This is a genomic window from Vibrio iocasae (genome assembly GCF_042245395.1).
GTDB lineage: Bacteria > Pseudomonadota > Gammaproteobacteria > Enterobacterales > Vibrionaceae > Vibrio > Vibrio iocasae.
This window is the reverse complement of record NZ_CP145311.1, coordinates 877753-893425: the sequence shown is the minus strand read 5'-3', so window position 1 is coordinate 893425 and position 15673 is coordinate 877753. Positions and strand designations below refer to the sequence as shown.

General features: G+C 43.7%; 16 protein-coding genes. 9 read left to right on the top strand and 7 right to left on the bottom strand.

Annotation, left to right across the window (positions count from 1 at the left end; all coding sequences use genetic code 11):
- The first annotated feature begins 70 nt into the window (after positions 1–70).
- On the top strand, positions 71–1360 hold the full coding sequence (locus tag SNR28_RS13825; RefSeq protein ID WP_375753164.1) for a citrate synthase: 1290 nt from the start codon (positions 71–73) through the stop codon (positions 1358–1360).
- A 67-nt stretch (positions 1361–1427) separates the two neighbouring features.
- Here SNR28_RS13825 and SNR28_RS13820 read toward each other — a convergent pair whose 3' ends face one another.
- Positions 1428–2183 carry a Nif3-like dinuclear metal center hexameric protein gene (locus SNR28_RS13820; protein ID WP_375753163.1) on the bottom strand — a complete coding sequence of 252 codons (756 nt, stop codon included), beginning with the start codon at positions 2181–2183 and terminating at the stop codon, positions 1428–1430.
- Positions 2184–2247: 64 nt separating this feature from the next.
- Between SNR28_RS13820 and SNR28_RS13815 the strand changes: the two genes are divergently transcribed.
- The 4 genes from SNR28_RS13815 (at position 2248) to SNR28_RS13800 (ending at position 5319) form a co-directional block, all read left to right on the top strand.
- A complete protein-coding gene (locus tag SNR28_RS13815) occupies positions 2248–3003 on the top strand; it encodes a DUF1853 family protein (protein ID WP_375753161.1) in 756 nt (251 codons plus the stop codon).
- A gap of 119 nt (positions 3004–3122) precedes the next feature.
- A complete protein-coding gene (locus SNR28_RS13810) occupies positions 3123–4028 on the top strand; it encodes a protein-ADP-ribose hydrolase (RefSeq protein WP_375753159.1) in 906 nt (301 codons plus the stop codon).
- Positions 4029–4058: 30 nt separating this feature from the next.
- Complete coding sequence (locus tag SNR28_RS13805) at positions 4059–4463, top strand: pyridoxamine 5'-phosphate oxidase family protein (RefSeq protein WP_375753157.1); 405 nt, start codon at positions 4059–4061, stop codon at positions 4461–4463.
- 13 nt (positions 4464–4476) lie between these two features.
- Positions 4477–5319 carry an NAD-dependent deacetylase gene (locus tag SNR28_RS13800; RefSeq protein WP_375753156.1) on the top strand — a complete coding sequence of 281 codons (843 nt, stop codon included), beginning with the start codon at positions 4477–4479 and terminating at the stop codon, positions 5317–5319.
- A 112-nt stretch (positions 5320–5431) separates the two neighbouring features.
- Here SNR28_RS13800 and pgm read toward each other — a convergent pair whose 3' ends face one another.
- A complete protein-coding gene (gene pgm / locus SNR28_RS13795; protein WP_375753155.1) occupies positions 5432–7078 on the bottom strand; it encodes a phosphoglucomutase (alpha-D-glucose-1,6-bisphosphate-dependent) in 1647 nt (548 codons plus the stop codon).
- Positions 7079–7194: 116 nt separating this feature from the next.
- Positions 7195–7770 (bottom strand): replication initiation negative regulator SeqA, encoded by a 576-nt coding sequence (gene seqA / locus SNR28_RS13790; protein ID WP_375753153.1) that lies wholly within the window; start codon positions 7768–7770, stop codon positions 7195–7197.
- A 132-nt stretch (positions 7771–7902) separates the two neighbouring features.
- Here seqA and SNR28_RS13785 point away from each other — a divergent pair, with 132 nt between their 5' ends.
- The 3 genes from SNR28_RS13785 to fldA all read left to right on the top strand — a co-directional run bounded on the left by SNR28_RS13785 (position 7903) and on the right by fldA (position 9551).
- The gene (locus SNR28_RS13785) at positions 7903–8673 is read left to right on the top strand and encodes an alpha/beta fold hydrolase (protein ID WP_375753152.1); all 771 of its coding nucleotides are present in this window, start codon (positions 7903–7905) and stop codon (positions 8671–8673) included.
- An 80-nt stretch (positions 8674–8753) separates the two neighbouring features.
- Positions 8754–8975 (top strand): DUF2788 domain-containing protein, encoded by a 222-nt coding sequence (locus tag SNR28_RS13780; RefSeq protein WP_375753150.1) that lies wholly within the window; start codon positions 8754–8756, stop codon positions 8973–8975.
- 48 nt (positions 8976–9023) lie between these two features.
- Positions 9024–9551 (top strand): flavodoxin FldA, encoded by a 528-nt coding sequence (gene fldA / locus SNR28_RS13775; RefSeq protein ID WP_375753148.1) that lies wholly within the window; start codon positions 9024–9026, stop codon positions 9549–9551.
- Positions 9552–9585: 34 nt separating this feature from the next.
- Here the strand turns inward: fldA and SNR28_RS13770 are convergent, their stop codons facing one another.
- Positions 9586–10110: a DUF4442 domain-containing protein gene (locus SNR28_RS13770; protein ID WP_375753146.1), complete on the bottom strand. Its 525-nt coding sequence runs from the start codon at positions 10108–10110 to the stop codon at positions 9586–9588.
- A 180-nt stretch (positions 10111–10290) separates the two neighbouring features.
- On the opposite strand from SNR28_RS13770, the gene fcrX reads away from it, so the two are divergent.
- A complete protein-coding gene (gene fcrX / locus SNR28_RS13765; protein WP_375753144.1) occupies positions 10291–10737 on the top strand; it encodes a ferric iron uptake transcriptional regulator FcrX in 447 nt (148 codons plus the stop codon).
- 56 nt (positions 10738–10793) lie between these two features.
- Here the strand turns inward: fcrX and glnS are convergent, their stop codons facing one another.
- The 3 genes from glnS to SNR28_RS13750 form a co-directional block, all read right to left on the bottom strand.
- On the bottom strand, positions 10794–12467 hold the full coding sequence (gene glnS / locus SNR28_RS13760; protein WP_375753142.1) for a glutamine--tRNA ligase: 1674 nt from the start codon (positions 12465–12467) through the stop codon (positions 10794–10796).
- A 595-nt stretch (positions 12468–13062) separates the two neighbouring features.
- Positions 13063–14193: a flagellin gene (locus tag SNR28_RS13755; protein ID WP_375750910.1), complete on the bottom strand. Its 1131-nt coding sequence runs from the start codon at positions 14191–14193 to the stop codon at positions 13063–13065.
- Positions 14194–14439: 246 nt separating this feature from the next.
- Entirely contained in the window at positions 14440–15573 is a 1134-nt protein-coding gene (locus SNR28_RS13750) for a flagellin (RefSeq protein WP_375753141.1), read from the bottom strand.
- Positions 15574–15673 lie beyond the last annotated feature (100 nt).

Genomic DNA, 15673 nt, shown 5'->3' with positions numbered 1-15673 from the left:
CGATCATGAGTACAAAAATGGCTCACAAATAAATCCGGGACGGATTAAATTATAAACAAAGGAGAATGTTATGGCAGATAAGAAAGCGACCCTTCATATTGAAGGTAAAGCTCCAATCGAACTGCCGATTATTGATGGTAATTTAGGCCCAGAGGTAATCGATGTTCGTAAACTAGGTGCAAATGGATACTTTACTTTTGACCCTGGATTTCTTGCCACTGCATCTTGTGAATCTCAAATCACTTTTATCGATGGTGGAAAAGGTGTACTTCTACACCGCGGATTCCCAATCGATCAACTTGCAAATCAGGCGGACTACCTAGAAGTTTGTTACATCCTTCTTTATGGTGAAGCACCAAGCCGTACTGAATACGAAGAGTTCAAGAAAATAGTTACACGCCACACCATGGTACATGAGCAGATTGCTAGCTTCTTCCATGGATTCCGTCGTGACGCCCACCCTATGGCAATCATGGTGGGTGTTGTAGGTGCACTTGCTGCCTTCTACCACGACTCACTAGACATCAACAACGACAACCACCGCGAGATTGCAGCATTCCGTCTGCTTTCTAAAATGCCTACTCTGGCTGCGATGTGTTACAAATACTCTATCGGTCAACCGTTTATCTATCCACGTAACGACCTTAGCTACGCTGAGAACTTCCTACACATGATGTTTGCAAACCCATGTGAAGAGTACGAAGTAAACCCAGTTGTTGCACGTGCAATGGATAAGATCTTCACCCTTCACGCAGACCACGAGCAGAACGCATCGACGTCTACTGTTCGTCTTGCTGGTTCTTCAGGTGCGAACCCATTCGCATGTATTGCCGCAGGTATCGCTTCTCTTTGGGGCCCTGCTCACGGTGGTGCGAACGAAGCATGTCTGCGTATGCTTGAAGAGATTGGAAGCGTTGATCGTATTCCAGAGTACGTTGAGCGCGCGAAGGACAAAGATGACCCATTCCGTCTAATGGGCTTTGGCCACCGTGTTTACAAGAACTACGACCCACGTGCAACCGTAATGCGCGAATCTTGCCACGAAGTACTGAAAGAGCTGAACATCCAGGATCCACTACTTGATGTAGCAATGGAGCTTGAGCGTATCGCTCTGTCTGACGAGTACTTTGTTGAGAAGAAACTGTACCCTAACGTAGACTTCTACTCAGGTATCATCCTGAAAGCAATCGGTATTCCGGTATCTATGTTCACGGTTATCTTCGCAATGTCTCGTACTATCGGCTGGATCGCACACTGGAACGAAATGCACAGTGACCCGCACAACCGCATCGGTCGTCCTCGCCAGCTATACACTGGTAAAGAGATGCGTGACTTTAAACCTCTTCATGAGCGTGAATAAAGTTTAGATCGTATAAAACAAATAACCCTGCCGTTCTGGCAGGGTTATTTTTTTGGTTATTCTCTATTTACACTGGGTTATCAATATCAATAAACTCAACATTCATCCCGTGTTCTTTAGACAGCCACTCGCCTAAAGCTTTAATACCATAACGTTCAGTTGCATGGTGGCCCGCACTAAAATAATGGATGTTTTGTTCTCGAGCAGAATAGGTCGTTCTTTCTGATATTTCACCGGAGATAAACGCATCTAAGCCCATTTTCGCAGCAAGATCAATGTAATCTTGACCACCACCGGTACACCAGCCTACTTTCTTAATTGGCATATCAAACTCAGGAGCAATATGTAATGGCTCGCGCGCTAGCGCTTTTGCAATTCGTTTTGCAAACTCATCAGCCATAATAGGTTCGGCCAGTTCTCCATAAAGTGCGACAGACTGTGGTGTTGGTTCTAATCCGCCTTCGATCTTAATATCCAACAATTCAGCCAGTTTTGCATTGTTTCCTAGCTCAGGGTGAACATCTAACGGTAAATGGTACGCGTACAGGTTGATGTCATTTTTGATTAATGTACGAATACGATCGCCTTTCATCCCCCGGATGGATTCAGCCTCTCCTTTCCAGAAATAGCCATGATGAACCAAAATGGCATCCGCGCGCGTTTCAATCGCCTTTTCTATCAGAGCCTTTGAAGCCGTTACACCTGTGATTACTTTTCTAACGTCTTCCCGGCCCTCGACCTGAAGGCCATTCGGGCAATAATCCTTGATCAGTTCAGGGGATAGCTTTTGATTCAGTAGTTTTTCTAGTTCTAAGTTGTTCATTATATGAAGTACCGATTCCGCTTATGTCATTTATACTTTAAGTATCGTACTTTCAGGATATCACATGACAACGGACTCACTAACCCAAATTACCGAATGGATAACAAAGCAACCATCACTTATTGTTCCTGAGCTTGAACCCGCGACAGCTAACCCCTTTAGCGGCATGAAAACAAATAAAATGGCTGAGTACACAGGTAGTCCCCGGCTCGGTTTTGTCTATCAGGAGCTATGTAAACGGCTTTTTGAGCAACATTCAGAATTTGAGTTAATCGCGGATGAAGTCCAGATCAGAGATGGAAAAGAAACACTTGGCGCAATTGACTTTCTGTTACAACGAAACGAGGTTGTTGAACACTGGGAAGTTGCTTTGAAGTTCTATCTATTAAAAGGCGGTTACTGGTACGGTCCAGATAGCAGAGACAGATTGGATATCAAACTTGCAAGAATGCTTAACCACCAGCTTAAAATCACTGAAACTTATGCTTTTAAAAGCATGTTCCCCGACGTTGCCCTCACGATACCCAAACTTCTTATTCAGGGCAGACTCTACCATAATCCTTTTAATCATGAACCTATACCCGACTTCTGCTTGAATCATCGTTTAAACAACGCTGTATTGACGGGGTTTTGGTGCTATCAGCATCAGGTTGAAAAGATTAAAGAGCCATTATACAAGCTAGAGAAAATCGATTGGATCACTGGTAGCCCAAAGCTAAAGGAACAGCTAAGTTCCTTCTCTGATCGTTCCGTGCACTGTCAGTCTGAGTCTGGTGACTTCTGGATTATCGTTCCAGAATCATGGCCGAAAGCCTTATAACGCTTCTTTTCCTTAATGTTCGAAATTTACCATTTTTCGACCAATACTCACTCTGCCACTCAAAACCTGTTTTACTTACTATAACTTCCATTCAAACACGATAATGATTCGGAGGTGATATGAGTAAGTATCTTCAGTTATCTCAATATCAAAAAGACATTGCACTTCTGGAACCATTTCAGAAATCTAGCCATACACTAACAGAACAACAAGAACAGAATCGATTAGCGAAGTTACTTAACGAGCTCTCTTTAGTGATAGAGCAGTTGGGCGTTTCAGACTATCAGGTGCTTCCTCATAAAGAGCAAAGAAAACTGCTAAGGGCGGCGCTAAATGTCATCCCGGCTAATACGTTGTCTCAGACAAGTACCCAATGGCTCGATGAGCTATTGCAAAGCGAGCTCACAAAAAAAGAGGTAACCAAAGTCGCGGATCTAGAGGCATTCCCGTTTTTTACTATTGGTAGCACAAGAGTTTTGCTCTGGCAGGGTGACATCACCGAACTGCAAGTCGATGCCATCGTCAATGCAGCGAATGCGCAGATGGAAGGATGCTTTCAACCTCTGCACAACTGCATTGATAACGCCATTCATAGTAATGCCGGAGTTCAGCTCCGAGACGATTGCCACAAGATCATATCCATGCAAAACGGCAGTGAGCCAACCGGGCAAGCCAAAGTAACCAGAGCATATAATCTTCCTTCGAAGTTCGTTATTCACACTGTTGGGCCTATCGTTAGTGGCGCACTTACCGATGTTCACGCAAGTGACCTAAGTAATTGTTATCAGAACTGCCTGAATATTTGCCGTGAAGTCGTATCAATAAAAAGTATCGCTTTTTGCGCGATATCAACCGGTGTTTTTGGCTACCCCATTGAGTCTGCCACAAAAACCGCACTGCACACTGTTACTAAGTGGTTAGAACAAAACCCAGATGAATTAGAAACCGTTGTATTTAATGTATTCAGTCATCGTGACCATCAGATTTATCAGGAAGTAATGGAAGATTTTGTCTGCCAATTCTGACAGCGAGAATAAACAGCTAAAGGGCTAAAAATGCAAAACGTAATTAATTTTTTATATGAACATGAGCTTCAGTATTTCGCGACTGTCGGACTTGATGGCAAACCAAAAGTAAGACCGTTTCAAATGATGTTTAACGACGGTGGGAAGCTCATCTACTGTACTGGAGCAAAAAAGGATGTATATCGGGAGCTCCAGGCAAATCCATCTGTCGAAATGAGTATAGCGAATAGTGAAAGATGGCTCCGGATACGCGGAGATGTCTGTTGGTTTGAAGACCTGGAAATCAAAAAGCGAATTCTTAATACCAGTGATTTGGTTGCATCTATATACCAATCTGCTGATAACCCTAATCTCAAAACTTTCTATTTGAAAAACGCAACAGCGGTGTTCACCGACTTTTCAGGAAAAGCGCCTGAAATAGTAGAACTTTGCTAAAGAAGGAGCCTATATGTTGGAGTTTGAACAAAGACTAAAACAGCTCTCTTCAGCGATAAACGAAGCGGATGCCATTCTAATTGGCGCCGGTGCCGGGTTTTCAGCTGCTGCCGGGCTAACCTACTCGGGTGCAAGGTTTGAGAATAACTTTTCAGAGCATATAAAAAGGTACGGAATCAGTGATATGTATTCTGCGGGTTTCTACCCGTTTGAAACTCCAGAAGAAAAATGGGCTTACTGGGCAAAACATATCTATGTAAACCGTTACCAGCCTGGAGCAACAAAGTTATATCGGATACTTGAGTCGTTAGTTAATAAGAAAAATTACTTTGTTATCACGACGAATGTCGATCATCAGTTTCAAAATGCCGGATTCGAAGAAGAACGTATCTTTGCTACTCAAGGTGACTACGGTTTATTACAGTGTGCAAAACCGTGTCATAACAAGCTCTACGATAATGAGAAGATCGTATCTACCATGCTGGCACAGCAAAGCGACCTGAAAGTACCTAAGGCACTGATTCCTAAATGTCCGGTTTGTGGTGGCCCGCTAGACACTCACTTAAGAAAAGACAGAACATTTGTCGAAAACGATCAGTGGCATCAGGCAGCAGAGAACTATCAGCAGTTTGTTGGTTCTGTATTGAATAAAAAACTGCTTTTACTTGAGTTTGGCGTTGGATACAACACACCATCCATCATCAAATATCCATTTGAGCAGATCACCGCTCAGGCATTAGATGCAACTCTGGTCAGGTTTAATCGGGATTACCCAGAGGTCAGTGATACAAACAAAGGCAGAACCATAGTGTTTGATGAGGACGTTGTTAGTATTCTTAACAGGCTTCTCGCCTAATTCCTGAAATAAAAAACTCCAGAGATAAAAAGCTCCAGAAATAAAAAAGCGCGAGGGTTAATTCTCGCGCTTTTGCTATGTTTTACTTAGCTTTTAACTTAAGCAGCAAAGATTACAGGCCAGCGTCAGCAAATACCTGATTTACAATCTCTTGAGCTTCTTTCTCGATCGCTTTCAGGTGATCTTCACCTTTAAAGCTTTCACAGTAGATCTTGTAGATATCTTCTGTGCCAGAAGGACGCGCAGCGAACCAGCCGTTCTCAGTTGTCACTTTAAGGCCACCAATAGCAGCACCGTTACCCGGAGCGTTTGTCAGACGTGCAGTAATAGCTTCACCTGCAAGTGTATCTGCAGAAACCATATCTGGAGACATCTTCTTAAGAACGTCTTTCTGCTCAGTGTTGGCAACTGCCTGAATACGGTTGTATGCAGAAGCACCGTGCTTAGCAGCCAGTTCTTCGTAGTACTCTTGTGGGTTCTTACCAGTTACCGCTGTAATTTCAGCAGCAAGAAGACATAGGATAATACCGTCTTTGTCTGTTGACCAAGGTGTACCATCTTTACGCAAGAATGAAGCACCCGCAGATTCTTCACCACCGAAGCCGAATGAACCGTTGTATAGACCATCTACAAACCATTTGAAACCAACTGGCACTTCACATAGCTCGCGACCAAGATCGGCAACAACACGGTCGATAAGCGCGCTTGATACCAGTGTCTTACCAACAGCCACATCGCTTGCCCAACCTTCACGGTGACGGTATAGGTAGTCAATACAAACTGCCAGGTAATGGTTAGGGTTCATCAGACCTTTTGGTGTCACGATGCCGTGGCGGTCATAATCTGGGTCATTACCGAATGCCAGTGCGTACTCATCTTTAAGTGCGAGCAGGCCAGCCATAGCATAAGGCGATGAACAGTCCATACGAACCACACCATCTTTATCCAGCGACATAAACTGGAATGATGGATCAACCGCTTCACTTACAAGAGTAAGGTCAAGGTCGTATGTTTTTGCAATTGTGCGCCAGTATTCGATGCCGGAACCGCCTAGTGGATCAACACCAAGCTTAAGGCCCGCTTTCTGGATCGCTTCCATGTCGATAACATTTACAAGGTCATCAACGTATGGCTGAACAAGGTCAACCTGCTTAAGAAGCTCGCTTGCTTTTGCATCAGCAAGAGGTAAGCGCTTGACGCCTTCAAGACCAGCTGCGATAAGCGCGTTAGCACGGTCTTCGATTGCCTGAGTCAGTTCGCCTTCAGCCGGACCACCGTGTGGTGGGTTGTACTTGATACCGCCATCTTGCGGTGGGTTGTGAGATGGAGTAATTACAATACCATCCGCTTTCTTCTCGTTCTTCACGTTGTACGTAAGAATTGCGTGAGAAATACCTGGAGTTGGTGTGTAACCATTGTCTTCCTGAATAATCACTTCTACACCATTTGCAATCAGCACTTCGATTACAGAGTAGATAGCCGCTTCAGAAAGCGCATGAGTATCCTTACCTAAAAATAGCGGACCTGTTGTTCCTTTCTCTGCACGCACTTCTGCAACTGCCTGAGCAATCGCAAGGATGTGGTTTTCATTGAAAGTAGATTTATCTGCTGTACCACGGTGCCCTGATGTACCGAATTGAACTTTGTGAGCAGAGTTGCTTGGGTCTGGTTGTAGTAAGAAGTAGTTAGCTACCAAAGCGGGGATGTTGTGTAGGTCTTCCTGCTGAGCTTTCTGCCCGGCGCGAGGATGCATAGCCATAAATAATCCTTTGAAAAAACACTAAAGCCTAAAATAATAAAAGCCTCATAACGACGTTTGAGGACGGTTCATTATGAGGCCTAATGTTGCACTAAAGCTATGCTGTCAGTCAAAAACTATATGGAGGAACACACTTTTTCTATCAAATCAGACTGAAAACCCATACGGGTCATCAATTGTTCAACCATTTGACGTTTTCTGTTCGTATTGTTGTTGGTTATTACCCAAAAAGGTGTGCTTGGAATAGCTCTTGGCTTGGTCGTCTTACCACTTTCCAACAATGTGTCTTCGTTGTCTGCAAAGTAAACACGTGTACGACCTTTAACCTGAGTCGCTTCTGCAAAACTTGCATTATCGATACGGTACAATGCTGACAAAACCTGCATAAATCTGTCGATGGCTTTTTTACTGCCAGCGAATTCATCAGAAATCAGTAAAGAACGCATCTCTTTGACACCATCGATACTGCTCTCTTTACCTGCATCTTTGCTTACTACGATACCTTGCGGTTGTTCCTGCACAGGCTCCTGGACTTTTGGCTCTGCAGGAATTGAAGCTTCTTCTTTAACAGTTTCACCGTTGTTATCGAAACCTAGCAGACGTCTTAGAATGTCAGAAGCACTCTCACCGATATGTTCGGTCTGGCTTGCAATGTAACGGTAAAGATCCTCATCAACTTCAATTGTCTTCATTCGTTTTCACAATCTCACTATTTTTAATATCTGGATGATTATATACTCAAGCCACATCAAGATGCGAGTGTCAGCGGAATATTTTAAGGTGCTGATTTCGTTCAACGCCCAACCTCATCACACAAATACAAAATGACAGAAATGCTCAACTACAAATTACAGGGTGAAGGTCCAAACGTATTACTTATTCATGGCTTGTTCGGGAATCTGGACAACCTGGGACTCATCGCCAGAGATCTGATCAATGACTATCAGGTACTCAGTGTCGACCTGCGTAACCACGGCCTATCTTTTCACTCGAACAGCCACACCTATCAGGAGATGGCAGACGATATTCACCAGCTGATTTCTCATTTAGGTTTATCCGAACTTCATGTTGTAGGTCATTCGATGGGAGGCAAAGTCGCTATGCGCTTTGCCGCAGACCATTCAGAGCTATGTAAAAGTCTGATCGTAATGGATATGGCGCCAGTGGCTTATAAGCACCGAAAACACGACAACGTTTTTGATGGATTACAAGCCGTGATTGAAGGTACACCAACCAATCGTTCCGAAGCCATGAAACTTATGGCACAACACATAGAGATGGATGGTGTCAGGCAGTTTTTGGGCAAGTCCCTATTCAGTAACGATGGCTACCTTCAGTGGCGTTTTAACGTTCCATCTATATTAGATAACTACTGGAATATCTTGGGTTGGGAAACCATCGATAACTGTGAAACCCCTACCCTGTTTCTAAAAGGGGCTAACTCAGACTACCTGACACAGGAACATCAATCTGAAGTTCAGCGACAATTCTCCAATGCGAAAGCGCATGTTATTGCAAATACAGGGCATTGGCTTCATGCAGAAAAGCCTTCTGAAGTCATTAGAGCAATTCGTCGATTTCTGGCAAACAATTAACGAGTCAGTGACTGACCGCATTAACATTATCTTTTAACAGTGGTATAGTTCTGCCACTAAAATTGGCATCAGGGAATAGCATGCTTTACGAGTACTTTGATTTACTGGAATCTATCGGTCTGGATCTTCTTTTTGCGTCTATATTCTTCCTTATTGGACTAGCAATTAAAGATGTTCTTAAACAAGGCAATGTTCCGGTATTTGGTCAACGTATCGTATGGGCAGTACTCTGCTTAGGTTGTGCAGGCTTTGTAGCAAAGGGCTTGATTCAGCTGAGCTGGGAAGGTACTGGTCTAGGTTGAGCATTCCTGTCGCCAACGTCAACAAATTCATAAATAGGTAATCATAATATGGCAAGTGTAGGTCTCTTCTTTGGCAGTGATACTGGTAATACAGAAGCTGTTGCAAAGATGATTCAGAAACAGCTAAGTAAGAAGCTGGTTCACGTTCAGGACATCGCAAAGAGCAGCAAAGAAGATATCGATAACTTCGATCTTCTGATTCTGGGTATCCCTACTTGGTACTACGGCGAAGCACAGTGTGACTGGGATGACTTCTTCCCTGAACTAGAAGCTATCGACTTCTCTACTAAGCTTGTCGCTATCTTTGGTTGTGGTGATCAGGAAGACTACGCTGAGTATTTCTGTGATGCAATGGGTAACATCCGTGACATCGTAGAAGAGAAAGGCGGCACAGTTCTTGGCTACACATCTACAGAAGGTTATGAGTTCGAAGCGTCTAAAGCACTTGTAGATGACGAAACATTTGTTGGTCTGTGTATCGATGAAGATCGTCAGCCAGAACTAACAGAAGAGCGTGTGACCAAATGGGTTAACCAGATCCATGAAGAAATGTGCCTGTCAGAACTAGAAGACTAAGTTCTGCTTACTATTTTGATTAAAACGCCTCACATTATACTGAGGCGTTTTTTATTTCCTCTTCATCAATTTCTTGATTGATCTGTCTATATTTAGGCTTCTTACGAACATATAAAGTTCTTTTCACTTCTGAGACAACTTCCCCATTTGCGTTCTTCACATAAATGACGAACTCCGGAAAGCATTTATCACCGTCAGCCGTTTTACTTAATACTTCCTCCAGCACATCTTGAGAAATTTGAAAGTCGGCATATAGATCTGAACTACCCGGCTTTAGGAAGTTAATACTCGCTTCCTTATCCCAAACATAATATTGCTCCCCAAGAATACCCATCAGCATTAACGAATACACTGGGTCTGTCAGAGAAAAGATACTCCCGCCATACTGTGTCCGGTTGGCATTTTTATTCCACCACCTAAGCTTTAACCTCATGTTAACAACACGAAAATCCTCGCTAATATGCCTAATACTGATCCCCGATCCCCAGAATGGCGGCCAGATATTGAGAGCAAACCTTACGATGCCGGGCTTATAAATTTTGGCGAGATGCTTATTCATAACTCATCATTGTTAATTATTTGTTACTGGTCGGATCACAATATCCCCGATTTTTATCCAAAATTCAAATCTTTCTTATTAACCCTTTGAACTTTGAGGTTTAATGTTATCGCTCAGTAACCTATAATGAGTCTAATTGTCACTGTTGAAACAGTAATGCAGTCATCCACGGGAATATATATGTCAGACAATAACAAAGCACTCAAGGACGCCGGACTAAAAGTCACTCTACCAAGACTGAAGATTCTAGAAGTCCTTCAACAACCAGATTGCCAGCACATTAGTGCTGAAGAACTGTATAAAAAGCTGATTGACCTTGGAGAGGAAATTGGTCTTGCTACAGTTTATCGAGTGCTAAACCAGTTCGATGACGCAGGTATTGTTACTCGCCACCATTTCGAGGGCGGTAAATCGGTATTTGAACTTTCGACTCAGCACCATCATGATCACTTGGTATGTCTGGACTGTGGCACTGTAATCGAGTTTTCTGACGACGTGATTGAAAACCGTCAGAAAGAGATCGCGAAGTCTTATGGTATCGACCTGACTAACCATAGTTTGTATCTCTACGGTAAGTGCAGTGATGGAGATTGCAAGAAAGACCCGAGTCTCCACGATAAAAAGTAATGAACTAAAAAAACCAGCGTTAAGCTGGTTTTTTTATATTTGATGAATGAAGCTAATTACTTAGCTTCAATCTTCGCCCACGTATCACGTAAGCCAACCGTACGGTTAAATACTAAAGCTTCAGGCTTAGAATCTTTAACATCAGTACAGAAGTAACCAGTACGCTCGAACTGATATCCTGCTTCCGCTTCAGCATCTTTCAGGCTTGGTTCAACAAAACCGTTCATCACAACCAGTGACTCTGGGTTAATTGTAGCTGCAAAATCATCAGCCGCTGCAGGGTTTGGCACCGTGAACAGACGATCGTACAAACGAATCTCAGCTGGTAGCCCTTTATCTGCAGAAACCCAGTGAATAACACCTTTCACTTTACGGCCATCTGATGGGTTTTTACCAAGCGTTTCGTTGTCATAAGTACAGAAGATAGTTGTAATGTTACCTTCTTCGTCTTTTTCAACGCGCTCTGCTTTAATTACATAGGCACCACGTAGACGAACTTCCTTGCCAAGAACCAAACGCTTGTACTTCTTGTTCGCTTCTTCACGGAAGTCTTCACGTTCGATCCAGATTTCGCGGGTAAACGGTACTTCACGCTCACCCATCTCTGGTTTGTTTGGGTGGTTAGCGACGGTCAGCGTCTCAACTTCACCTTCCACAAAGTTCTCGATAACGATCTTAATAGGATCAAGAACGGCCATTGCACGAGGTGCGTTTTCGTTTAGATCATCACGAATACAAGATTCAAGAGAACCAAACTCAATCATGTTCTCTTGCTTGGTTACACCAATACGCTTACAGAACTCACGAATTGAAGCAGGAGTAAAACCACGACGACGAAGACCTGAGATCGTTGGCATACGTGGATCATCCCAGCCGTTAACTAGCTCATCAACAACAAGTTGATTTAGTTTACGCTTCGACATGACCGTGTATTCAAGGTTTAGACGGCTGAACTCATACTGGCGTGGCTGACATTCAATTGTAATATTGTCCAAAACCCAATCGTACAAACGACGGTTGTCCTGGAATTCCAGAGTACAAAGTGAATGTGAGATACCTTCCAGCGCATCAGAGATACAGTGAGTGAAGTCGTACATTGGGTAAATGCACCACTTATCACCTGTCTGATGATGTTCTGCAAAGCGAACACGGTAAATCACAGGATCACGCATCACCATAAATGGTGAAGCCATATCGATCTTTGCACGAAGACATGCCGTACCTTCAGCAAACTCACCTGCTCTCATTTTTTCAAATAGGGCAAGGTTTTCTTCCACACTGCGATCACGGTATGGGCTGTGTTTGCCCGGCTCTGTTAGCGTGCCACGGTATTCACGAATTTGTTCAGGACTTAGCTCTTCAACGTACGCTAAGCCTTTATTAATCAGTTCGATAGCATATTCATATAGCTTGTCGAAGTAATTTGATGAATAACAGATGTCACCAGACCAATCAAAGCCTAGCCATTTAACATCGTTTTTGATCGACTCAACGTATTCGATATCTTCTTTTTCAGGGTTAGTATCATCAAAACGAAGATTACATTGTCCCTGGTAGTCCTGAGCAATTCCAAAGTTTAAACAGATAGATTTCGCGTGACCGATATGCAGGTAACCATTCGGCTCCGGCGGGAATCGAGTATGCACGCTAGTGTGTTTACCATCAGCCAGATCTTTATCGATAATTTGGCGGATGAAGTTCGAAGGGCGAGCCTCAGCAGCTTCACTCATCTAAGCACCTCAGTTATTTTGGATTGTCAGAAATAATCCCTAATGATCCACGATTATGGGGAATTACTCAATATAAACCGTACAAATCTTGCTTATTTATATTTGATTGTTGGTTTTGTGTTCAGGATATGAGTTCTAGCAGTCAAAGGCTTACCGGATATGCTCTCTTCCGCTAACCGTATAAGGCCTATGTTTACCTCGAAGTAAGAGATGGTTCTCTACATGTCTGCTGCAGAGAGCATAACCGGCAATCCTTCCAACCTATGTGCGCAGAGCTATCTGTATGTTTATCTGGTGTGCTCTATGTAGTGAGCATGCGAATAGCTCAGAAGGTTCTTCAAATACTGTTAGTAAATAAGCGGCTCAAACGAAATAGAGCATTCCAGATAAGCATTTTCTGCAATGGTGAATGTTTGCCTGGTGTGCTCTATGAAGTGAGCATGCGAGAAACTCAGAAAGTTCTTCAAATACTGTTAGTAAATAAGCGGCTCAAACGGAATAGAACACTTCAGGTAAACATGTTGCCGCACATTCTTCCAGACAAAGAAAAACCCGGTCGAAACCGGGTTTTCATTCATTCTCACTAACTCAAAGCTTAGCCAAGAAGACTTAGCGCTGAGTTTGGAGCCTGCTTCGCTTGAGCAAGGACTGAAGTCGAAGCCTGCTGCAGAATCTGAGATTTCGTCATCGCAGTCGTTTCTTTCGCGAAGTCCGTATCTTTGATTCGGCTCTTAGACGCGTTCACATTCTCATTGATGTTGTCTAAGTTGTTAATCGCATGGTCGAATCGGTTCTGGAATGCACCCAGCTCTGCTCGGTGTGAATCCACATACTTGATAGCTGCATCCACAATCGCTACCGCTTCCTGTGAACCACCCACTGACGTTACGTCAATCGTATCTACCGTTACCGCTTTGCCTTCACCCATGCTTAGCTCACCAGCAAGGCTACCACCAAACGATACGCCACCCTGTACTTTATTCGTACCGGCAAATACCTGTAGCTGACCGTCTTCGCTCACGGACGCTTCTACATGGTCTTGCTGACCATTGATGTAAGTTGCCAGCTCTTCAATATCATCGCCTTGCTTCGCGTTGATAGTGATATTCTGCTCCTGACCTGCATCGTCTGTTAGAGCGATAGTCAGGGTTGCATCTTGACCTACTGACCAGTCTGCACCTTTTGATTCGGTTGCCTGGTAAGACGTACCACCCATCATGGTGTTGTCTGAGCGCATGTCTTTTAACTGAAGCATTACCGCTTCACCGTTGTCCGCACCAATCTGGAAAGATTTCGTACCGTGCGTACCGTTCAGTAGTTTGTTACCACCGAAAGAAGTCGTTTCCGCAATACGGTTCAGTTCGTCGTTCAGTGCCGTTACTTCTTCCTGAATCGCTACACGGTCGGCTTTTGAGTTCGCACCGTTCGCAGATTGTAGGGATAGGTCACGCATACGCTGAAGGATATTCGTGGTCTCGTTCATTGCACCTTCTGCTGTCTGTGCAATCGAGATACCGTCGTTCGCGTTTCGTACCGCTACGTCAAGGCCACGGCTTTGAACATTCAAACGGTTAGAGATTTGAAGACCCGCTGCGTCGTCTTTCGCGCTGTTAATTTTGAAGCCAGAAGACAGGCGTTCCATTGAACCACTCAGGTCATTCGCTGCGCTGTTCAGGTGACGCTGTGCTGTCATTGCTGCTACGTTAGTATTTACATTCACTGCCATGGTGATTTCTCCAATTGATTTTCCGGTATAGCGGTTTCCGACGTCTCGGAAAACCAAGTAGTTCTCTCAAAGTTACTTTTATTAACGGCTCAGATTGAAAAACCTTTAGAGAATTTTTTCTGTTTTTTATAAAAATAATCGTTTGGGGTGTGAATGTTGATGAAAAGCATAAAAAAGAAAGAAATCTAAAAAAAACGCTAAAGTTATGACTATTCCTGCCGGGTCACCATTCAAAGTTGAATCGAACTAACCCAATAGAGTCAATGCCATGTTTGGCGCTTGCTTAGCTTGAGCAAGTATTGATGTGCTTACTTGCTGGAGTATTTGCTGCTTAATCATTGCTGTCGTTTCTTTGGCAAAGTCGGTATCCTTAATTCTGCTATTCGACGCAGCCAGATTTTCATGAATATTATTCAGATTATTTACTGCATGATCGAAGCGATTCTGAAAAGCACCCAGTTCAGCACGATGACTATCAACAAATTTGAGCGCTCCATCTATTACAGATACAGCTCGCTGAGAACCACCTACTGTTGTTAGATCTAAATCATTTACCGTTTCGAAGGTAGGAGTTGCCATCGACAACTCACTTGCTAAGCTCCCACTAAAACTGATGGTACCACCGGCTTTTTCACCTGCCATATAGATTTGCAACTGACCATCTTCATTAACTGAAGCGGATACGGCATCTGTCTGCCCATTGATATAAGTTGCCAGCTCTTCTATGTCGTCACCAATATTTGCCCTGATCTTAATCATCTCTTCCTGACCATCAGCATTGGTAAAACTCATATTGAGCATTCGGCTACCTTTCTCAACTGTCCAACTTTCGTCAGCTATACCCTGAGCAATATAAGAAAAGCCCCCCATATCCAGAGTATCTGAACGCATGTTCTTCAAACCAACCTGAACAGCCTCGCCAGAGTGTGCGCCTATCTGGAACGAAGCACTGGCGAAGTTGCCATTTAGCAGCTTACGCCCACCAAACGAGGTTGTCTCAGCAATTCGATTTAACTCATCATTCAGAGCCGTCATCTCTTCCTGAATCGCGACTCTATCTGCTTTGCTATTCGCTCCGTTTGCTGACTGAAGAGAAAGGTCACGCATTCGTTGAAGTATATTGGTGGTCTCTTTCATCGCGCCTTCAGCAGTCTGCATAATCGAAATACCGTCGTTGGCATTTCTTACAGCGACATCAAGACCACGCATCTGAGATTCTAAGCGGTTGGAGATTTGAAGACCTGCTGCATCATCTTTTGCACTGTTAATACGGCTACCAGACGACAAACGCTCTAGTGACTGGGTCAACTGATGTGTTGCCAGCCCTAAGTGCCTTTGTGCCGTCAGCGCAGCGACGTTTGTATTAACATTTACAGCCATAGATGCCGATTTTCCCTGAAACAGTTAAAAATTGGGTTCTCTGGGCTAATATCGGCGGGAGATTTAAAAGCTTTAGAAAAAACCGCTGAAATTTTCAGCG

Excerpts from the sequence above, each read along its gene's own strand:
- SNR28_RS13800 (WP_375753156.1), top strand. The coding sequence starts at position 4,477 with ATGTTGGAGTTTGAACAAAGACTAAAACAGCTCTCTTCAGCGATAAAC.
- SNR28_RS13810 (WP_375753159.1), top strand. The coding sequence starts at position 3,123 with ATGAGTAAGTATCTTCAGTTATCTCAATATCAAAAAGACATTGCACTT.
- pgm (WP_375753155.1), bottom strand. The coding sequence starts at position 7,078 with ATGGCTATGCATCCTCGCGCCGGGCAGAAAGCTCAGCAGGAAGACCTA.
- SNR28_RS13755 (WP_375750910.1), bottom strand. The coding sequence starts at position 14,193 with ATGGCAGTGAATGTAAATACTAACGTAGCAGCAATGACAGCACAGCGT.
- SNR28_RS13780 (WP_375753150.1), top strand. The coding sequence starts at position 8,754 with ATGCTTTACGAGTACTTTGATTTACTGGAATCTATCGGTCTGGATCTT.
- glnS (WP_375753142.1), bottom strand. The coding sequence starts at position 12,467 with ATGAGTGAAGCTGCTGAGGCTCGCCCTTCGAACTTCATCCGCCAAATT.
- seqA (WP_375753153.1), bottom strand. The coding sequence starts at position 7,770 with ATGAAGACAATTGAAGTTGATGAGGATCTTTACCGTTACATTGCAAGC.
- SNR28_RS13805 (WP_375753157.1), top strand. The coding sequence starts at position 4,059 with ATGCAAAACGTAATTAATTTTTTATATGAACATGAGCTTCAGTATTTC.
- SNR28_RS13815 (WP_375753161.1), top strand. The coding sequence starts at position 2,248 with ATGACAACGGACTCACTAACCCAAATTACCGAATGGATAACAAAGCAA.
- SNR28_RS13750 (WP_375753141.1), bottom strand. The coding sequence starts at position 15,573 with ATGGCTGTAAATGTTAATACAAACGTCGCTGCGCTGACGGCACAAAGG.
- fcrX (WP_375753144.1), top strand. The coding sequence starts at position 10,291 with ATGTCAGACAATAACAAAGCACTCAAGGACGCCGGACTAAAAGTCACT.
- SNR28_RS13770 (WP_375753146.1), bottom strand. The coding sequence starts at position 10,110 with ATGAATAAGCATCTCGCCAAAATTTATAAGCCCGGCATCGTAAGGTTT.
- SNR28_RS13825 (WP_375753164.1), top strand. The coding sequence starts at position 71 with ATGGCAGATAAGAAAGCGACCCTTCATATTGAAGGTAAAGCTCCAATC.
- SNR28_RS13820 (WP_375753163.1), bottom strand. The coding sequence starts at position 2,183 with ATGAACAACTTAGAACTAGAAAAACTACTGAATCAAAAGCTATCCCCT.
- fldA (WP_375753148.1), top strand. The coding sequence starts at position 9,024 with ATGGCAAGTGTAGGTCTCTTCTTTGGCAGTGATACTGGTAATACAGAA.
- SNR28_RS13785 (WP_375753152.1), top strand. The coding sequence starts at position 7,903 with ATGACAGAAATGCTCAACTACAAATTACAGGGTGAAGGTCCAAACGTA.